This is a genomic window from Paraburkholderia ferrariae NBRC 106233, from assembly GCF_000685035.1.
Taxonomy (GTDB): domain Bacteria; phylum Pseudomonadota; class Gammaproteobacteria; order Burkholderiales; family Burkholderiaceae; genus Paraburkholderia; species Paraburkholderia ferrariae.
Map to the genome: position 1 here is coordinate 544,515 of NZ_BAYB01000002.1, position 17,562 is coordinate 562,076.

Here is a 17,562-nt window from a genome sequence, read left to right on the forward strand (position 1 = left end):
GACCTGTCGGGTCCCGGCGCACGATCCAGAACGGCTCCCCAAGTGTGTGATTCCTTTGGTGCCAGGATGTGCAAATCAGGGCCGTGCGGCATTACCGAAAAGCGGCTCTAACGCACTGATTCAATTCGATAAATTGCCTGAAAACAAGCTAATCCGCATTCGTGGTGCCCGCCAGCACAACCTGAAGAATCTCGACCTCGATCTGCGCACCGGCGAAATGACGGTGGTGACCGGGCCTTCGGGTTCGGGCAAATCCAGCCTCGTCTTCGACACGCTCTATGCGGAGGGCCAGCGTCGCTACGTCGAAACGTTCAGCGCCTATGCGCGCCAGTTTCTCGACCGCATGGACCGTCCGCAGGTCGATCGGGTGGACGGCGTGCCGCCCGCCATCGCGATCGACCAGACCAACCCGGTGCGCAGTTCGCGTTCGACGGTCGGCACGATGACCGAGCTGAACGATCACCTGAAGCTGCTCTACGCGCGCGCGGCGAACCTGTTCGACCGCGTGACGGCGCAGCCCGTGCGTCACGACACGCCCGAGACGATCTACGCGGAACTCAAGGCCCGCACGGCGGCCGGCGATCCGCGCCTTGTCGTGACGTTCCCCGTCGAACTGCCGGACACGACGACCGACGAAGAGGTCACGCAGTGGCTGTCGGCCAGCGGCTACACGCGCGTGCAGGCGCAGCGCGAAGTGAAGACGGCCGAGGGCACGCGCAAGGTGCTCGACGTGGTGGCCGACCGCTTCCGCTTGCAGAATGCCGAGAAGAGCCGCGTGGTCGAGGCGATCGAGGCATCGCTCAGGCGCGGTGCCGGGCGCGTGAACGTCTACGTGGTGGCCGATGCCGATGGGGACACGCAAGCGGAGCCGCAGATCTGGCGCTTTTCGACGGGCCTCCATTGCCCGGACAGCGACCTGCGCTACGCCGACCCGCAACCCGCGCTGTTCTCCTTCAACTCGGCCTATGGCGCGTGCGACGCATGCCGCGGCTTTGGCCGGGTGATCGGCGTGGACTGGGGCCTCGTGATTCCCGACGAACGCAAGACGCTGCGCGGCGGCGCGATCAAACCGCTGCAGACGCCCGCCTGGAAGGAGTGCCAGGACGATCTGATGCGCTATGCCGCGAAGGCGGACATTCCGCGCGATACGCCGTGGTCGGAACTCACCCAGGCGCAGCGCGACTGGGTGCTGAACGGCGCGCCGGACTGGCGCGGCAACTGGCAGGCGCAGTGGTACGGCGTGAAGCGCTTCTTCCAGTATCTGGAGTCCAAAGCGTACAAGATGCACATTCGCGTGCTGCTTTCGAAGTACCGCAGCTACACGCCGTGCGAGACCTGCGGCGGCGCGCGCCTGAAAACCGAGGCCCTGCAGTGGCGTCTCGGCACGCAGCAGAACGCCGACGAAGTTCTCGCGCCAGCCGCGCGTTTCCTGCCGCATGGCGTGGACTGGACGCGCGCGCAGCTCGAAGCGCTGCCCGGCCTCACGCTGCACGACGTGATGCTGTTGCCGATCGAGCGCATCCGCCGCTTCTTCGACAATCTCTCGCTCTCGTCGGCGCTGCTCGACGACGCGCTGAAGCTGCTGCTCGCCGAAGTGCGCACGCGCCTCAAGTATCTGTGCGACGTGGGCCTCGGCTACCTCACGCTGGACCGCCAGAGCCGCACGCTTTCGGGCGGCGAGGTGCAGCGGATCAACCTCACCACGGCGCTCGGCACTTCGCTCACGAAAACGCTGTTCGTGCTCGACGAGCCGAGCATCGGACTGCATCCGCGCGACCTGAACCGCATCGTCGAAGCGATGCAGCGGCTGCGCGACGCGGGCAATACGCTCGTTGTCGTCGAACACGATCCCTCGGTGATGCTCGCGGCCGACCGTCTCATCGACATGGGTCCGGGGCCCGGCGAGCGTGGCGGCACGATCGTCTATGACGGCACGCCCGATGCTATCCGCGCGTCCGGCACGCTGACCGGGGAGTATCTGGGCGGCCACCGCGCCGTTGCGGACGCATCGAACTGGGCGCGGCGCCCGGTCGATGCCTCCACTCCGAACCTGGTGCTCGAAGGCGCGAGCGAGCACAATCTGCGCGACGTGACGGTGCAGATTCCGCTGCAGCGGCTCGTGGTGGTGACGGGCGTTTCGGGCTCGGGCAAATCCACGCTCGTGCAGGACGTGCTGTATCCCGCGCTCGCGCGGCACCTCGGCAAGGCGACCGAGGCGCCCGGTGTTTATCGCAAGCTGTCGGGCGCGGAGCAGATCAGCGACGCCGTGTTCGTGGACCAGTCGCCGATCGGCAAGACCGCGCGTTCGAATCCGGCCAGCTATGTGGGCGCATTCGACGAGATCCGCAAGCTGTTCGCGAAGGCGCCGCTCGCCAGGGAGCGCGGCTACTCGGCCGGCATGTTCAGCTTCAACTCGGGCGAGGGCCGTTGCCCGACATGCGGCGGCTCGGGCTTCGAGCACATCGAAATGCAGTTCCTGAGCGACGTGTACCTGCGCTGCCCCGACTGCGACGGGCGCCGCTATCGTCCCGAAGTGCTGGAAGTGAAGATCGAGCGCGCAGGCCGTCTGCTTTCGGTGGCCGACGTGCTCGACCTCACCGTGAGCGAAGCGGTGCAGTGCTTCAGTGAGGACGCCGAAGTATTGCGCGTGCTCCAGCCTATCGTCGATGTGGGCCTCGAATACGTCAAGCTCGGGCAGCCGGTGCCCACGCTTTCGGGCGGCGAGGCGCAGCGCCTCAAGCTCGCGGGCTATCTGGCCGAAACCGCGCAGACGCGCGGCAAGAATGCCCCGGCGGGCAGGCGCCTCTTCATGTTCGACGAGCCGACCACGGGCCTGCACTTCGACGACATCGCGAAGCTCATGCGCGCGTTCGGCAAGCTGCTGGCGGGCGGCCATTCGCTGCTCGTCATCGAACACAATCTCGATGTGATCCGCGCGGCCGACTGGCTGATCGACCTCGGTCCGGAAGGCGGCGATGCGGGCGGCGAAGTGGTGTGCGTCGGCACGCCCGACGACGTGATAGCCTGCCCGCGTTCGCACACGGGCGCGGCGCTCGAACGCTACGAGGCAGCACTCGGCAGCGCAATGGGGCCGCTCGTTGCGGAGGAAGAAGGCGTGGCGCTGCAGACGGCGTTGCGTGCGTCGCAGGCACGCCGCGACGTGCAGGGCGAAGATGTGGTGCGTATCGTGAATGCGCGCGAGCACAACCTCAAGGCGCTCGACGTGGATATTCCGCACGGGCGCTTCAACGTCATTACGGGGGTGTCGGGTTCGGGCAAATCGACGCTCGCGTTCGACATTCTTTTCCACGAAGGGCAGCGCCGCTACCTGGAATCGCTGAACGCGTATGCGCGTTCCATCGTCCAGCCCGCGGGGCGCCCCGAGGTGGATGCCGTCTATGGCATTCCGCCGACCGTCGCCATCGAGCAGCGTCTTTCGCGCGGCGGCCGCAAGAGTACCGTGGCCACCACCTCGGAAGTGTGGCACTTCCTGCGCCTGCTCTATGTGAAGCTCGGCGTGCAGCATTGCGTCCACGACGGCACGCCGGTCACGTCGCAAAGCGTCGATGCCATCGTCGCGCAACTGCTGCGCGAGCATCGCGGGCAGCACGTGGGTCTTCTCGCACCGCTCGTCGTGAACCGCAAGGGCGTGTATACCGATCTCGCGAAATGGGCCAAGGCGCGCGGCAATACGCATCTGCGCGTGGACGGCGAGTTCGTGCCGGTGGCGCCGTGGCCGAAGCTCGACCGTTTCCGCGAGCACACGATCGAACTGCCGGTGGGCGATATCGTCGTCGAACCGGAGAACGAGGCCCGGTTGCGCCAGTTGCTGGACGCGACGCTCGAAGCGGGCAAGGGTGTCGTTCATCTGCTCGCGCCGCTCGATGGACTCGACAAGGCGCTCGGCAACGGCAGTTCGACGGCGCGCGTCGGCAAGGTCAAGGTGCTTTCGACGCGGCGTGCATGTCCGGTCTGCGGTACGAGCTATCCCGAACTCGATCCGCGCATGTTCTCGTACAACAGCAAGCACGGCTGGTGCACCACGTGCGTGGGCACCGGGCTTGCGCTCACGCGCGAACAGCGTGCGGCCTACGACGACACCGTGGTGGCCGAAGACGGCCGCGGCCGCGAGCAGACGCTGCCCTCGGATGAGCAGGAGCCGGAGGGCGTGGGCGAAACGCCGTGCCCCGACTGCGGCGGCACGCGTCTCAATCCGGTGGCGCGTGCGGTGACGTTCGACGAGCAGGCTATCGTCGATGTCGCGCAATGGACCGTTGCCGATACGCGGCGCTGGATCGACGCGCTGGAGCTCGATGGCCGCGAGGCGCAGATCGCGCGCGATGTGGTGAGCGAAATCCGCAGCCGGTTGCTGTTTCTCGAAGAAGTGGGGCTCGGCTACCTGAGCCTCGACCGCGCCGCGCCGAGTCTTTCGGGCGGCGAGGCGCAGCGCATCCGTCTTGCTGCGCAGCTCGGCAGCAATCTGCAGGGCGTGTGCTACGTGCTCGACGAACCGACCATCGGCCTGCATCCGCGCGACAACCAGATTCTGCTGAATGCGCTGCGCAGTCTCGGCGAGAAGGGCAATACGCTCGTCGTGGTCGAGCACGACGAGGATACGATTCGGCGCGCGGACCACATCATCGATATCGGCCCGAGTGCGGGCAAACGCGGTGGCCGCGTGGTCGCGCAGGGCAGCGTGGCCGATCTGGCTGCGCAGCCCGATTCGCTGACCGGGCGCTACCTGGCCCAGCCGATCGTGCATCCGCTGCAGCCGCGCCGCGAGGTGAAGCCGGCGCGCGCGGGGCGCGAGGCAGTGCCCGCGCAATGGCTCACCGTGCATGGCGGCAAGCTGCACAATTTGCGCAACGTGACGGCGCAGATTCCGCTCGGCCGTCTCGTGGCGATCACCGGCGTGAGCGGCTCGGGCAAGTCCACGCTCGCGCGCGACGTGCTGCTCTCCAACCTGCTCGATGCCGTGGGGCGCTCGGTGCTGTCCTCGCCGGCGGAGCGCCGCGCGCGCAAGGCTGTGCGGGGCGACGCGCCTTCGGCCGCGGCGAAGCGTTCGAGCGTGCTTGCGCGCACGGCGGCGAAGCCGAAACTCGAAGTGGCTCACACGTGGCAGGGCTGCGATTCGATCACGGGCTGGGGCAGCATCGACCGCGTGCTCGAAGTCGATCAGACGCCGATCGGCAAGACGCCGCGCTCGTGTCCGGCCACCTATATCGGCGTGTGGGACGCGATTCGCCGGCTCTTTGCGGATACGCTCGAAGCGCGTGCGCGCGGCTATAGCGCGTCGCGCTTCTCGTTCAATACGGGCGATGGGCGTTGTCCCGCGTGCGAGGGCCAGGGCGTGCGCACGATCGGCATGAGTTTCCTGCCGGACGTGAAGGTGCCCTGCGATGTCTGCCACGGGCAGCGCTTCAATCCGGAAACGCTGGCGGTGACCTGGCGCGGGCGGAACATCGGCGAAGTGCTCACGATGGAGATCGACGAGGCCGTGGAATTTTTTGCCTCGATCACGAGCATTTCGCACCCGCTGCAGTTGATGAAAGACGTGGGCCTCGGCTATCTCACGCTGGGCCAGCCTTCGCCCACGCTTTCCGGCGGCGAGGCGCAACGCATCAAGCTCGTGACCGAACTGAGCAAGGTGCGCGACGACATCACGCGCCGCGGACAGAAAGCGCCGCACACGCTCTACGTTCTCGACGAGCCCACCGTGGGCCTGCACATGGCCGACGTCGCGCGGCTCATTCGCGTGCTGCACCGTCTTGCCGACGCGGGGCATAGCGTGGTCGTGATCGAACACGATCTCGACGTGATTGCCGAAGCCGACTGGATCATCGACCTCGGGCCCGAGGGCGGCGTGGGCGGCGGCACGATCGTCGCCGCCGCGGAGCCGGAGGCGCTCGTGCGCGTGGCGGCGAGCCACACGGGCGCGGCGCTTGCTCCGGTGCTTGCGCGCAAGCCGCACGATGCGGGCGGCGGCGCCGGGCCGGGGGGCGACACGCCAGGTGCGGATCGCCGCACGGCGCGCACTGCGATCCAGCATTGAAAAAGCGCGGCGGCGTGCTGCTAATTCGGGGCGCGCCGCCATGAAACCGCTTGATCTGTGCGGCGCGCACACGGTATGATGGGCTCCGCTTGCAGCAAACGGCCGCTCACCTGCGGCGGCCAACGCCTGGCGAGCGGAGCAGCGGACCAACAGATCCCCTCCGACCGGGCTACGGGTTCGACACCTGGGCCACCTCATCAGGGCAGCAAGGCTTCGCAGATGGGCGCGAAGCCTTTGTCTTTTCGGGGCAGACGAACCGATTTTCAAATCGACGGCTCGCCTTTGACGAAGCGAGAGGAATTATTCGATGTTCGACCTCGATGGAGAGGCGCGCGAACGGCTCATCGTGTGGATTCGACGCCGCATGGAAGAGTACGGCATTACGCTCGAAGATCTAGAAACGTCGATTGCCGAAAGCGAAAAACTGCCGAAGTATCGCGACGCCTATGGCAATACGTGGAATGGGGAAGGCGAGACGCCTGCCTGGCTTTTGCGTTACATTCACGCAGGCCAGGATATTGAGCATTTTCGCTGTTAATTACGTGGGGCTGCGGTGCCGCTTGCGCGAAGCCTGCGCGGCGTCTGGCGGCCGCCGGCATTGAAAGCGTTATTGCGCGCGCATGGCAATCTTTTAAGTATTTTTTCAGTCATTCTTTAATTGCATCGCTACGGGCGATCAGGCTGATTATTTCTCTACGATATGACCTGATGATCCAGTCTTTACGATCCGGATAACCTGCGCAATCGGTCAATTATCATCCTTGCGCGGCTTAAGCATGGCGTAATAGCCATGCTTTTGCGTTGGACCTTGGGTTAGCCCTTGCATTAGACCGTTTGGCCCTGCGCACGAGTTGCGCGACAATCTTCGCCACTTCGGTTCTGCTTCGGGCAAGGGGGCGGTAATGGCGATTCTGGTGCTGGGCCTGATTCTGTTTATCGGCGTGCATTCCGTCCGGATTGTCGCTGCGCCGTGGCGTGCCGCGCAGATTGCGCGTTTCGGCAAAGCGGGCTGGCGCGCGGCATTTGCCGTGCTTTCGCTGTTGGGCATCGCACTCATTGCGTACGGTTACGGCCTCGCGCGGCGCGAACCGGTGCTGGTCTGGGCCCCGCCGTTCTGGATGGCGCATGTCACGGCGTTGCTCACGGCCGTCGCCTTTATCTTCATCGCCGCGGCCTTTGTGCCCGGCAATCATTTCAAACAGATTCTGGGCCATCCGTTTCTTTGCGGCGTGGCGTTATGGGCTTTCGCGCACCTGCTGACGAATGGCACGCTCAATGCCATCTTCCTGTTCGGTGCTTTCCTCGTGTGGGCGTCGCTCGACATGTGCAGCGAGCGCCGGCGCGATCGTGAGGCTGGCGTGGTCTATCCGCAAGGCACCGTGGCGCGCGATGCGGGGGTCGTGGCGATCGGACTCGTGGCCTGGGCCGTGTTCGCGTTCTGGTTGCACGGCTTGCTGATCGGGGTGCGTCCGCTCGCCTGAATCGCGGGGTAAGGGCGCAACGGACTCGCGCGGGCAACAACAAAAGAGCGTGCAAAAAAAGAAGCCCGCTTCTCAGCAGGCTTCGGAAGTACAGCTCGGAGTTCCGCGATCAGATCGCAGGCAGGATCTTAGGGCCCGTTCGTGAAAGGACCGTGAAAGTCCGCGCGATTGGCCGCGTGGCGTGCCGCGCTCAGAGGTCGAAGAACACCGTTTCGTCCGCGCCCTGCATGCGGATGTCGAAGCGATAGATCACGCTGCCGGCCTGCTCGCTGCGTTTCGCTATCAGCGTTGCGCGTCGCGATTCGGGTACCGACGCGAGCACGGCATCGCGCGCGTTTGCGGCGGCTTCGTCGTCGAAATAGATGCGCGTGAAAGTGTGCGTGAGGATGCCCCGCATCGTGACGATCATGTTCAGGTGCGGAGCCTCGTCGGCGTGCGCGCGCCCGGGCTTGACGGTCCGCACGACGAAGCGGTGCTGCGCATCGGTGCCCGTGCCCACGCGCGCGAAACCGCGAAAGCCGTTGCGCGCGATCTCTTCGCGCGAGGCCGGGTAATGACCGTCCGCATCCACCTGCGAAAACTCCAGCATGGCGTCGTGCACGGGCTTTCCGTCACCGTCGTACACCTGCCCGATCAGCGTGATGTGCTCGCCCGGCGTTTCCGGAGCGGCGAGGTCCGGCGTGAAGAGGCTCTTGAGATCGAAATCGTATTGCTGCGGGCAAAGACCGTAGGCGAAGTACGGGCCAACGGTTTGCGAGGGCGTTTCCTTGAGTGCCATGATTCAACGCTCCGTGGGGGTCTGGTCCGGGCCGCGCAGCACGATGTCGAATTCGTAGCCGAGCGCATAGCCCTCTTCGGTAGTGTCGATCGAGAAGCGCGAGATCAGCCGGTCGCGCGCATGTTCGGGCGTGCCCTGGAAGATGGGGTCGAGCGCGAGCAGCGGGTCGCCGGGGAAGTACATCTGCGTCACGATGCGCGAGCCGAAATAGTCACCGAAAAGCGAGAAGTGAATGTGATTCGGCCGCCACGCGTTGGGGTGATTGCCCCAGGGGTACGCGCCCGGCTTGATCGTGAGAAAGCGGTAACGGCCTTCGTTGTCGGTAAGGCAGCGGCCCGCGCCGAGGAAGTTCGGGTCGAGCGGCGCGTCGTGCTGATCCTGCTTGTGGACGTAGCGGCCCGCGGCGTTGGCCTGCCAGATTTCGACGAGCGAGTTGCGCACCGGCTTGCCGCCCACATCGAGAACGCGTCCCGTGACGATGATGCGCTCGCCGAGCGGGGCGCCGTTGCGGGCTGCATTGCGCGTGAGGTCGTAGTCGAGGGGCCCGAGGTCTTCGGCGCCGTAGACAGGCGCGCGCTGGTCGCGCAATTTTTCCTTTAGTGGAATGAGTGGCCGCGTGGGTCCGCGCTTGACCGACGAGCGGTACGCCGGGTGAATGTACGCGGGGTGCGAGTCGAAGTCGCGCGGCGACAGGATGGACTCGTCCATGGGGTGTCTCCTGGCAGGATTATAGGGAGGCGGCAATACGGATGCGGTGTGCCGTCGTGAGGACTTTATCCAATCGGGAAAGTTATGCAAAATGATGTTTTCTCGCATCTCGTATAACGGATCGTTATGCAAAACCGGCTTGCGGACGCCCGCGTCAAGTTTCGGCATCTCCAGTGTTTTCTGGCGGTTGCACAGTTCGGCAGCGTGCAGCAGGCCGCCGAAAGCCTCTCGATCACGCAGCCGGCCGTGTCCAAGACGATCGCCGAGCTCGAATCGGTGCTGGGCGTGCGGCTCTTCGAGCGCGGCCGGCATGGCGCCGTGCCCACGCGCGAAGGGCAGCTTTTCATGCCGCACGCGAGTGCGTGCGTGAGTGCGTTGCGCCACGGCGTGGAACTGCTCGCGCGCGACGAGGGCGCCATGGCGGCGACGCTCGACGTGGGCGTGCTGCCGACCGTGGCCACCGACGTGCTGTCGGGCGCGCTGCGGCGCTTTGCGCAACAGTGGCCGCGCGTGAGCGTGCGGCTCATGACGGCGGCCAATGCCGAATTGCTGGACCGGCTGAAATCCGGTGCGATCAGCTTCGCGATTGGCCGCCTTGCGGACCCCGAGCGCATGGTGGGGTTGAGCTTCGAACTGCTCTACAACGAGCCGCTCGCGGTGGTGGTGCGTGCGGGCCACCCGCTCGCGCGCGGCGCCGTGCTGCCTGCGGAGCTTGCCCGCTTCCCGCTCGTGCTGCCGCCTTTCGGCACGCTGATCCGGCAGGCGGCGGACAGCCTGCTTGCCGCATGGGGAACGCCCACACTGGCGGCGTTCGTGGAAATGCTTTCGGTGTCGATGGGGCGTGCGCTCGCGCTCGAAAACGACGCGGTCTGGTTCGTTCCGGCGGGTGCCGTCGAATACGATCTGCGGCAAGGCACGCTCGTGCGTCTGCCGTTGCCTTCCGGTGGCGGGGAGGAGCCGGTGGGCCTTGTTCTGCGCACCGACACGCAACCTTCTCCAGTCGGCCGCGCGTTGATCGACGCCGTGAAGGGCGCGGCGCGCGAGCGTGCCGCGAGGATGGCAGGGGAGCAGGATGCGCCGCGCACGCGCCGCAGGCGCAGTGCTACCGCGGTGGCCGCCGAGGGGCAGACGTCGCGCCGCGCCCGCAAACGCTAGCGGGCGGGCTTCGCGTTCGCGCTCAGGTGGCGGAGGGTTTGGACTTGCCGCGCGGCGGCTTCGCAGACGTGGCGGGCGGCGCCGGGTCCGGCACCGCGCCCGGTGCGGTGGCGCTGGTGGCCATCCATAGCACTTCGGCGTCTTCCGTGCTCGTGGAGATGGCTGCGTGGCCCGTGCGGCTGTCGAAGTAGAGGCTGTCCCCGGCTTCCAGATGCGTGGGCGCGTACAGCTCCGAGTAAAGGCAGACGCTGCCGCTGATCACATAGAGAAACTCTTCGCCCTCGTGGCGCCCCCAGTCGTCGAACGCATCGAGCGAATGCGCCGTGATGCGGATACGAAACGGCAGCATGGTCTTGTGGGCCAGATCCGTGGCGAGCAGTTCCATCTGGTAGCCGCGATAGGCGTGCCGCTGCCCGGCCCCCCGGCGCGTGAGCGCCCGGCGCCCCCCGGCGTTGAGCCTGGGCACGGAGCCGAAGAGCTCGCCCAGATCGATCTTGAGACCCACGACGATTTTCTGCAGCACGTCGAAGGTGGGCGACATGATGCCGTTCTCGATCTTCGACAGTGTAGAGCGCGAGACGCCGCACAGCCGGCTTGCGGTATCGAGCGTGAGGTCGTGAGCGAGGCGCGCGGCGCGCACGCGGCGGCCAAGGTCGGCAGCGGTGGATCCGGCGGGTTGGCTGATCGTGGTATCCATGAGGGGCACTTCGGGAGCACATCGGAAACGCCTGGCGGCGCGAGTGTTTCCGATCTTACCAAACCAGTGACTTTCAGAAACCTCGTCCGTTCGGCTAACGGCTGAGAATTCCGGGCAGCCGGTTTCACCAGACAATATCGATGCGATTTTCAGGGCAATTTTTCAATGATTAACCATCGAATTAACACTATTTAAATATTGCTCTGGACCTTTAAATGTCTCCCTGCAAGTTCCATTAATTTTCGATTTTTGAATAGACCTTCAATATGCGTCGGAGCGTCACGGGGTAGGGGTGTAAGCTTTCCGTATGATTTGTATCAATGGATATGGCTCATCAGAGGAGCGAATCATGTATGACGAACGCCTCGAATTACTGCTGGCAATCTCGCGTAAAACGCTGGGCATTGAAAGTTTCGTATTGACCGGCAAGCACACACTGGATCTTCATATCGTCAACGCCGAGGATATCGGGTCGGCGCTCGAGTCGGCCTACGACGCCGGGCTGCTTGTGGGGCACCGGATGGGGCGCGCAGAGCGCGTCGAAAATGCCTGATCTCCTGGCGCATGCCTGAGGCAGCCGATTCAGGCTGCATGGCCTATTCATTCGGCAGCTATCCATGGGCTGGCTTTACGCCGAAACTCGTTCGGGCCCTGCCGCACCGGTACGGCGCCCATTCTTCCTCCGGGAATTTCTGAAAGGAAACTTTTCCCCGCCAATCGCCCTTCGGCAACGGTCTGTCGCGATGCCGGCACGATCCACGCAATCCGCATGCTGCCCGCAGATGGGCGTTCCCCAGCTTGTCGCTCCGGCAGGCCGCGTGTATAGTCGGCGAACCTGAGTATGTTTCTTATCGGAAATTAAGGGCTCGCCATGGACGCATCACGAATTCTCGCCGATCTCGGCATTCTCGAACACGCTGGCAAGGGCGACATCGAAGTCCGCTCGCCGATTTCAGGAGAGGTGATTGGCCGGGTTGCGAGCCACACGGCCTCCGACGTCGACGCGGCGCTGACCCGCGCGCAGAGTGCATTTCTCGCGTGGCGCAACGTGCCGGCGCCGCGCCGCGGCGAACTGGTGCGGCTGCTCGGCGAACGTCTGCGGGCGCACAAGCAGGCGCTCGGCAGCCTGGTGTCGCTGGAGGCCGGCAAGATTTTGCAGGAGGGCCTGGGCGAAGTGCAGGAGATGATCGATATCTGCGATTTCGCGGTCGGTCTCTCGCGGCAACTCTACGGCCTGACGATCGCCTCCGAACGCCCCGGTCACCGCATGGCGGAAAGCTGGCATCCGATGGGCGTGTGCGCCGTCATCTCCGCGTTCAATTTCCCGGTCGCCGTGTGGTCGTGGAACGCTGCGCTGGCGCTCGTCTGCGGCGATCCCGTGATCTGGAAGCCGTCCGAAAAGACGCCGCTCACGGCGCTTGCCGTGCATCGTCTGATGGAGGACACGCTGCGCGAGTTCGGCGATGCTCCAGAAGGTCTCGTTGCTCTCGTTATCGGTGGGCGCGAAGTGGGTGCGCAGCTGGTGGCCGATCCGCGCGCCGCAATCGTGAGCGCGACCGGCAGCACGGGCATGGGGCGCGCGGTGGGCCTCGGTGTCGCTCAGCGTTTTGGCCGTGCGATTCTCGAACTGGGCGGCAACAACGCCGGCATCGTGACGCCGAGTGCAGACCGCGAACTCGCCCTGCGCGCGATCCTGTTTTCGGCCGTGGGTACGGCCGGGCAACGCTGCACTTCGCTGCGGCGCCTCTTCGTGCACGAAAGCGTGTACGACGACACCGTGAGCCGGCTTAAGCAGCTCTACGCCAAGGTTCCGATTGGAAACCCGCTCGAACCGCGCACGCTCATGGGCCCGCTGATCGACCGCCAGGCATTCGACCGCATGCAGGAAGCGCTGCAGCGTGCCCGTGCCGAAGGCGGCACGGTAACGGGCGGCGCCCGCGTCGACGCGGCGGGTCTTGCGAACGGCTACTACGTCGAGCCCGCTCTCGTCGAGATGCCCGCGCAGACCGATATCGTTCTCGAGGAAACGTTCGCGCCGATTCTCTATGTGATGAAGTACCGCGACTTCGACGAAGCCATTGCGGCAAACAATCGTGCGTCGCACGGCCTTTCGTCGTGCGTGTTCACGACCGACCTGCGGGAAGCGGAGCGTTTCGTTTCGGCGTCCGGCAGCGATTGCGGGATCGCGAACGTCAATATCGGGCCGAGCGGCGCGGAGATTGGCGGTGCATTCGGCGGCGAGAAGGAAACCGGCGGCGGCCGCGAGTCGGGTTCGGATGCGTGGAAGGGCTATATGCGGCGCGCGACGAACACGGTCAACTATTCGTCGGCGCTTCCGCTCGCGCAGGGCATCGACTTCAAGCTCGACTGACTCGATTGACCGCTAGTTTCGTATCGGAAACGGCGCCGCGTTCCTGCGCGGCGCCCGCGGCCCATCACGACACCAGCCTGCGCAACGGCGCCATCGGCCAGCCGTGCGGCATGCCATGCACGGCAAAGAACCACGCCGCGACCCACGACGCTGCGACGACGATCAGGTCGCAGCGGCCGCTCTTCCACCAGTTCAACGAATGGCGCTGGATGACCCAGGGCACGCCGAGCGGATTCGGCCAGTCCGCGAGCAGATGGATCACGCCGCCGCACGCAAAGCCGAACGCAGGGGCAGCGAGCGGCAGGTGCCCCAGTTTCTGATAAGACCACACGAGCAACGCGATCCACCCCACGCCCCAATGCGTGAGCGTGCGATGCGTGATCCACAGCTTGCGCTTCTTGCGCCACCAGGCGACCTCCAGCCAGTCGGGTGCCGATCCCCCCGCAACACCCGCGATAAACGCGAGCGCAGCGTAGAGATGCCACGGGCCGTCCGTGTGCTGATGCGTGATGATGGCCGCGGCGATGACGCCGGCTGCCCAGCCGGTCGCGTGATGTGCGGTGCCTGATGCCATGAAGCGGATGCGCGAAGTCGAAAGGGCGCAATCTTCGCAGATGTGACCGTGTCGTGACAGGGGTATTCGATGCGGTGCTCAATCACGCGCGTTCGCGTGCCGCTGCGCGCCCGCGTTTGGGTATCAGGTTGCGCAGCGTGCCACGTCGAAGCGCAGTTCGGGTTCCGGCGGATCGTTGGAGGACGAAGCGCCATGCGTCACCCGCACGACCGAACCGTAGCCGGAAGGCGTGAGCGTCACGAAGTACGACGCGTCCGATCCCGAACCGACGGCGAGTTCGGTCGCGCCGGCATTCGTCGATTCGCGCGCGTTCGGCAGCTTGTCCTCCAGGCACGTGGCAATCGATGAAGGCGGCCGCGGGGAGGAGAGGTAGATCATCGCCTCTCCGTTCGCCGTGGCGCCCCGCGGCGGCGTCGATCCACAGGCGGCGAGAAGTGCGAGCGGTACAGCGGCGACGAGGGGACCAAGAAGCGGACCAAAAAACGGACCAAAAAGCGGGCGAAGAAGTGTATTCATGGGCAGCGGGTCGAGAGCGCAAGCGGCGGCGTATGCAGAGCAGTATAAGCAGGCTGCGTGACGGAACCCGTAAAAAGATGCAACAGCGCATCGGAAAGGAAACACGCGAAAAAAAACGCACATGCGGTTGTGCCGCATGTGCGTTGCGTGAAGCCAGGACAGACGGCGGTTCGCGCCGTCTGTCCTGTTCGCCGGGGCGATTAGAAGCGGTGACGCAGGCCGACCGTTGCGGCGACCTGGTTGTTGGTCGACGACGGCGACAGCATGTTGATCGACGCGACGTTCGCGACCGACGTGCCGTTGTTGTTGTAGCCGAGCGAACCCGAAGCGTGCTGGTACACGCCGGCCAGGTACACGTCGGTACGCTTGCTGAGCGAGTAGTCCGTGCCCAGCATGAACGTGTGCCACTTCGGCGAGTTGTTGTCGCCCGTGCCCGTGACCGTGCCGTTCGTGAACGTGTACGAGCCCATGAGCGCGAGAGCCGGCGTCAGGCTGTACTTGCCGTTGATCTCGTAGTTGTCCATGTGCAGGTTCATGCCGCCGAGGCCGCCGAGTGCCGTGCCGCCGCTCGAGAGGCTCGAGATGCCGTCGATCTGCGAGTGCGTCCACACGAGGCCGACCTGTGCCGGGCCGTACGTGTAGTTCGCGCCCACGCCGTAGGTGCGCTGCAGGGCGGCTGCGATGTTCTGGTCGTTCGCAGCGGCGGCGCCCGTCGAGTTGTTGATGCCACCCGAGTTGTTGAGCTGCGAGTAGCCTGCCGCGACGTTCAGCGGGCCATTGCCGTACGAAGCGCCGACGCTCCATGCGCGGCCGTTCGAGAAGTTGCCGGCCTGGTTGCTGAAGCCGTACTGGCCGCCGAACTGGAAGCCCGAGTAGTTCGCGCTCTGGTACTTGACCGCGTTGTTGATCGAGAACGACTGTGCGAGGTTGTCGTTGTCGAACGGGTGGCCGGCGAGGTTGTTGCCGTAGCCTGCGCCTGCTGCCGACAGCGGCGAGAGGTAGTCCACCACGGAGTCGTATTGACGGCCGAGGGTCACCGTGCCGTACTGGTCGCTCTGCAGACCGACGTAAGCCTGACGGTTGAAGATGCCCTGGTTGTTGTTGAAGCCGCCGTTGTTCAGGTTGAAGCCGCTCTCCAACTTGAAGATCGCCTTCAGGCCGCCACCCAGGTCTTCAGCACCCTTCAGGCCGAAGTAGTTGTACGAGAGGCCGTTGCTGCTCTGATTCCACGTGCTGTGGCCGCCGGCGTTGTTGGCGTACAGGATACCTGCGTCGAGCGAGCCGTACAGCGTGACGCTGCTTTGCGCATGTGCGCTCATTGCGAATGCACCGAGAACGCCAGCGAGGATAAGGGTTTTTTTCATGGTTTCTAACTCCGAACAGTACTTGGGAATCTCACGACCGCAAATAAAAACGGCTGCGGTTCGTGATCTGACGATTCGGAGTGGAGTGTATTCTGGTATTCCCGAACATTCGCGCCAAATGGCACAACAATATCTTCTTAATATTGTAGTAGTCGCATTAATGCGCGTAAACCGCTGCATATAAAGGGATTTTTCGCGGCGAAATAATCGGTAAAATCCTGTGTCAACCGCTGTTTTGTTGCGCGAGTGCCACGAACCGGAGAGCCTTACCCAGAAAGCCTCACGCGGTAATGCCATGTTTTTCCCCGGAGATTCACCCCATTTCGTGCAAGGTACTCTTCCAGATTATGGCGCCAACGGCCGCCAGCTCCGGCGTTACAATCCGTTTGCCCCTTGACCAAGGGTGGTCTTTTTTCATCTGTTTTATGCGGCCCTCGGGCCGCATTTTTTTTGCGTGTCGATATTGAACCATTTTTAGTTCAATCGAATCGTGAAATTCAGTATTGCGAAAATCGAAATGCGGCGGGTTGTCGCAGTTCACCTGAAACTATCTTGATAGCCTCGGTGAATTGCGTTTGAAATCCGGCGCCATGGAGTACGGCGTGGAGCCGGGCGTCCGCGCCGCGCGCCGGATGGCGAAACTCCGTGGGTAAAACTTGCGGGTAAAATCCTCCGCCTGCCCCTATGGGGTAGCGTGCAAGAACCCGACTGGACCCGCCATGACCGATTCCCCCGCAGCAGCCCACTCCGACGCTCTTCCCGACGGCACCGAAACGTGCGAGGACCCGCGCCTGTGGCGCCGGGACGGCTGGACTGCGCGCGTGATCAAGAACGAAGACGACGAAGGCTGGGCCGTGCAGATGATCAAGGACGGCGAGCCGGAGCCGGCGCTGGTCGGGCCCTGGACCATGGGCCGCGACAAGAAGAATCCGAAGCCGCTCGATGCGGGCGCGTTCAACACGCTGGTCAAGACCGCTTCGGAGGTGCTGCGCCGTCACGAGCAGCAGTTGCACGCCATGCTGCACAAGCGCGTGAACATCAGCGCGGAGGAGGGCGATGTCGAGGTGACGCTTGCGATCATGCCCGACGAGTACGAGCCGTATGCCGTGCTGACCGCGCTCGACGCATTCGGCGAGCAACTGGGTCAGCAGCGCGTTGCCCCCAATTTCAAGCTCACGCGCGAGCGTGCGCAGGCCTGGGCCGGCGGCGGCTTCGGGCGAATCGATTGACGATATGGATGCGCGCGCTCCGGCTCAGTCCTGCTGGCAGAAGATGGCCGTGAGCATCGGCCCCGCATGGTGGACGATGGCCGCGTTGCCCGCCTCGGTGAGCGCGGCCTGGACCTTGGCCTGGCTGCCGAACACCACAGCGCCGTAAGCCGAACGCGCGATCGGCTTGCCGTCGCCGGTACGAAAGAGCGGATCGTCCTGCTGGTAGCCGACGATCGCGAACACCGTGAACCCGTAAGCCGTCATGTGCTGGCCGCGCGCCGGCCAGAACGCGTTGATCGAATTGCTTTCAACCCGCGAAGGCGTGGGCTGGATCAGCTTCTGGTCGATCAGGCCCGACACGAAGTCGTGCGCCGACTCGTTGCAGGTCAGCGATTCGTCGAGTGCGGCCGCGTGGCTGGTGAGCGGCAAGGCCGCAAGCAGAAGGGCGAAGGACAGGAACCGTTTCATTGGAATTCTGGCGAATGGGCGGCGCGGCGAGGGCGGCGCCGGCCGCACCGGGCGCGGTGCGGCAAAGGGTTGCACTGTACGCGGGTTCGCGCGATCCCGCTTGCGGCACCGCGTCAAGGCTTGCCCTTGCGGTCCCGCCCGATTGTTGCGAAAAACGCGCATTCCTGCGGCCAAAGCCGGCTTTCGA

General features: G+C 64.8%; 15 protein-coding genes. 7 read left to right on the forward strand and 8 right to left on the reverse strand.

Annotated elements, in window-relative coordinates; translation table 11 throughout:
- The first annotated feature begins 133 nt into the window (after positions 1–133).
- The 3 genes from uvrA (at position 134) to BFE01S_RS02790 (ending at position 7,533) form a co-directional block, all read left to right on the forward strand.
- Positions 134–6,052 carry an excinuclease ABC subunit UvrA gene (uvrA, locus tag BFE01S_RS37130; RefSeq protein ID WP_084169468.1) on the forward strand — a complete coding sequence of 1,973 codons (5,919 nt, stop codon included), beginning with the start codon at positions 134–136 and terminating at the stop codon, positions 6,050–6,052.
- Between the two features lie 307 nt (positions 6,053–6,359).
- Complete coding sequence (locus BFE01S_RS02785; RefSeq protein ID WP_028224288.1) at positions 6,360–6,590, forward strand: H-NS histone family protein; 231 nt, start codon at positions 6,360–6,362, stop codon at positions 6,588–6,590.
- A 364-nt stretch (positions 6,591–6,954) separates the two neighbouring features.
- The gene (locus BFE01S_RS02790) at positions 6,955–7,533 is read left to right on the forward strand and encodes an NnrU family protein (protein WP_028224289.1); all 579 of its coding nucleotides are present in this window, start codon (positions 6,955–6,957) and stop codon (positions 7,531–7,533) included.
- A gap of 190 nt (positions 7,534–7,723) precedes the next feature.
- Here BFE01S_RS02790 and pcaG read toward each other — a convergent pair whose 3' ends face one another.
- Both pcaG and pcaH read right to left on the reverse strand, forming a co-directional pair.
- Positions 7,724–8,314: a protocatechuate 3,4-dioxygenase subunit alpha gene (pcaG, locus tag BFE01S_RS02795; RefSeq protein ID WP_028224290.1), complete on the reverse strand. Its 591-nt coding sequence runs from the start codon at positions 8,312–8,314 to the stop codon at positions 7,724–7,726.
- Entirely contained in the window at positions 8,315–9,019 is a 705-nt protein-coding gene (gene pcaH / locus BFE01S_RS02800; RefSeq protein ID WP_028224291.1) for a protocatechuate 3,4-dioxygenase subunit beta, read from the reverse strand.
- A gap of 126 nt (positions 9,020–9,145) precedes the next feature.
- On the opposite strand from pcaH, the gene pcaQ reads away from it, so the two are divergent.
- The gene (gene pcaQ / locus BFE01S_RS02805; protein ID WP_028224292.1) at positions 9,146–10,174 is read left to right on the forward strand and encodes a pca operon transcription factor PcaQ; all 1,029 of its coding nucleotides are present in this window, start codon (positions 9,146–9,148) and stop codon (positions 10,172–10,174) included.
- 22 nt (positions 10,175–10,196) lie between these two features.
- On the opposite strand, the gene BFE01S_RS37135 is transcribed toward pcaQ, so the two are convergent.
- Positions 10,197–10,871, reverse strand: a complete 675-nt coding sequence (locus BFE01S_RS37135; protein ID WP_042337009.1) for a helix-turn-helix domain-containing protein — start codon at positions 10,869–10,871, stop codon at positions 10,197–10,199.
- Between the two features lie 349 nt (positions 10,872–11,220).
- Between BFE01S_RS37135 and BFE01S_RS02815 the strand changes: the two genes are divergently transcribed.
- Together BFE01S_RS02815 and amaB are read left to right on the forward strand one after the other, a co-directional pair.
- On the forward strand, positions 11,221–11,424 hold the full coding sequence (locus BFE01S_RS02815) for a DUF6900 domain-containing protein (protein WP_042337010.1): 204 nt from the start codon (positions 11,221–11,223) through the stop codon (positions 11,422–11,424).
- Positions 11,425–11,742: 318 nt separating this feature from the next.
- Positions 11,743–13,242 carry an L-piperidine-6-carboxylate dehydrogenase gene (gene amaB, locus BFE01S_RS02820; protein WP_028224294.1) on the forward strand — a complete coding sequence of 500 codons (1,500 nt, stop codon included), beginning with the start codon at positions 11,743–11,745 and terminating at the stop codon, positions 13,240–13,242.
- A 64-nt stretch (positions 13,243–13,306) separates the two neighbouring features.
- Here the strand turns inward: amaB and BFE01S_RS02825 are convergent, their stop codons facing one another.
- The 4 genes from BFE01S_RS02825 to BFE01S_RS43875 form a co-directional block, all read right to left on the reverse strand.
- Positions 13,307–13,816 carry a metal-dependent hydrolase gene (locus tag BFE01S_RS02825; protein ID WP_028224295.1) on the reverse strand — a complete coding sequence of 170 codons (510 nt, stop codon included), beginning with the start codon at positions 13,814–13,816 and terminating at the stop codon, positions 13,307–13,309.
- 123 nt (positions 13,817–13,939) lie between these two features.
- Positions 13,940–14,194, reverse strand: a complete 255-nt coding sequence (locus BFE01S_RS45530; RefSeq protein ID WP_245621011.1) for a sugar ABC transporter ATPase — start codon at positions 14,192–14,194, stop codon at positions 13,940–13,942.
- 338 nt (positions 14,195–14,532) lie between these two features.
- A complete protein-coding gene (locus tag BFE01S_RS02835) occupies positions 14,533–15,696 on the reverse strand; it encodes a porin (RefSeq protein WP_028224296.1) in 1,164 nt (387 codons plus the stop codon).
- A gap of 313 nt (positions 15,697–16,009) precedes the next feature.
- Positions 16,010–16,237 (reverse strand): hypothetical protein, encoded by a 228-nt coding sequence (locus tag BFE01S_RS43875; protein WP_156966879.1) that lies wholly within the window; start codon positions 16,235–16,237, stop codon positions 16,010–16,012.
- Between the two features lie 178 nt (positions 16,238–16,415).
- Between BFE01S_RS43875 and BFE01S_RS02840 the strand changes: the two genes are divergently transcribed.
- Entirely contained in the window at positions 16,416–16,925 is a 510-nt protein-coding gene (locus BFE01S_RS02840; RefSeq protein ID WP_028224297.1) for a hypothetical protein, read from the forward strand.
- 24 nt (positions 16,926–16,949) lie between these two features.
- Here BFE01S_RS02840 and BFE01S_RS02845 read toward each other — a convergent pair whose 3' ends face one another.
- Positions 16,950–17,375 (reverse strand): hypothetical protein, encoded by a 426-nt coding sequence (locus BFE01S_RS02845; protein WP_028224298.1) that lies wholly within the window; start codon positions 17,373–17,375, stop codon positions 16,950–16,952.
- Positions 17,376–17,562 lie beyond the last annotated feature (187 nt).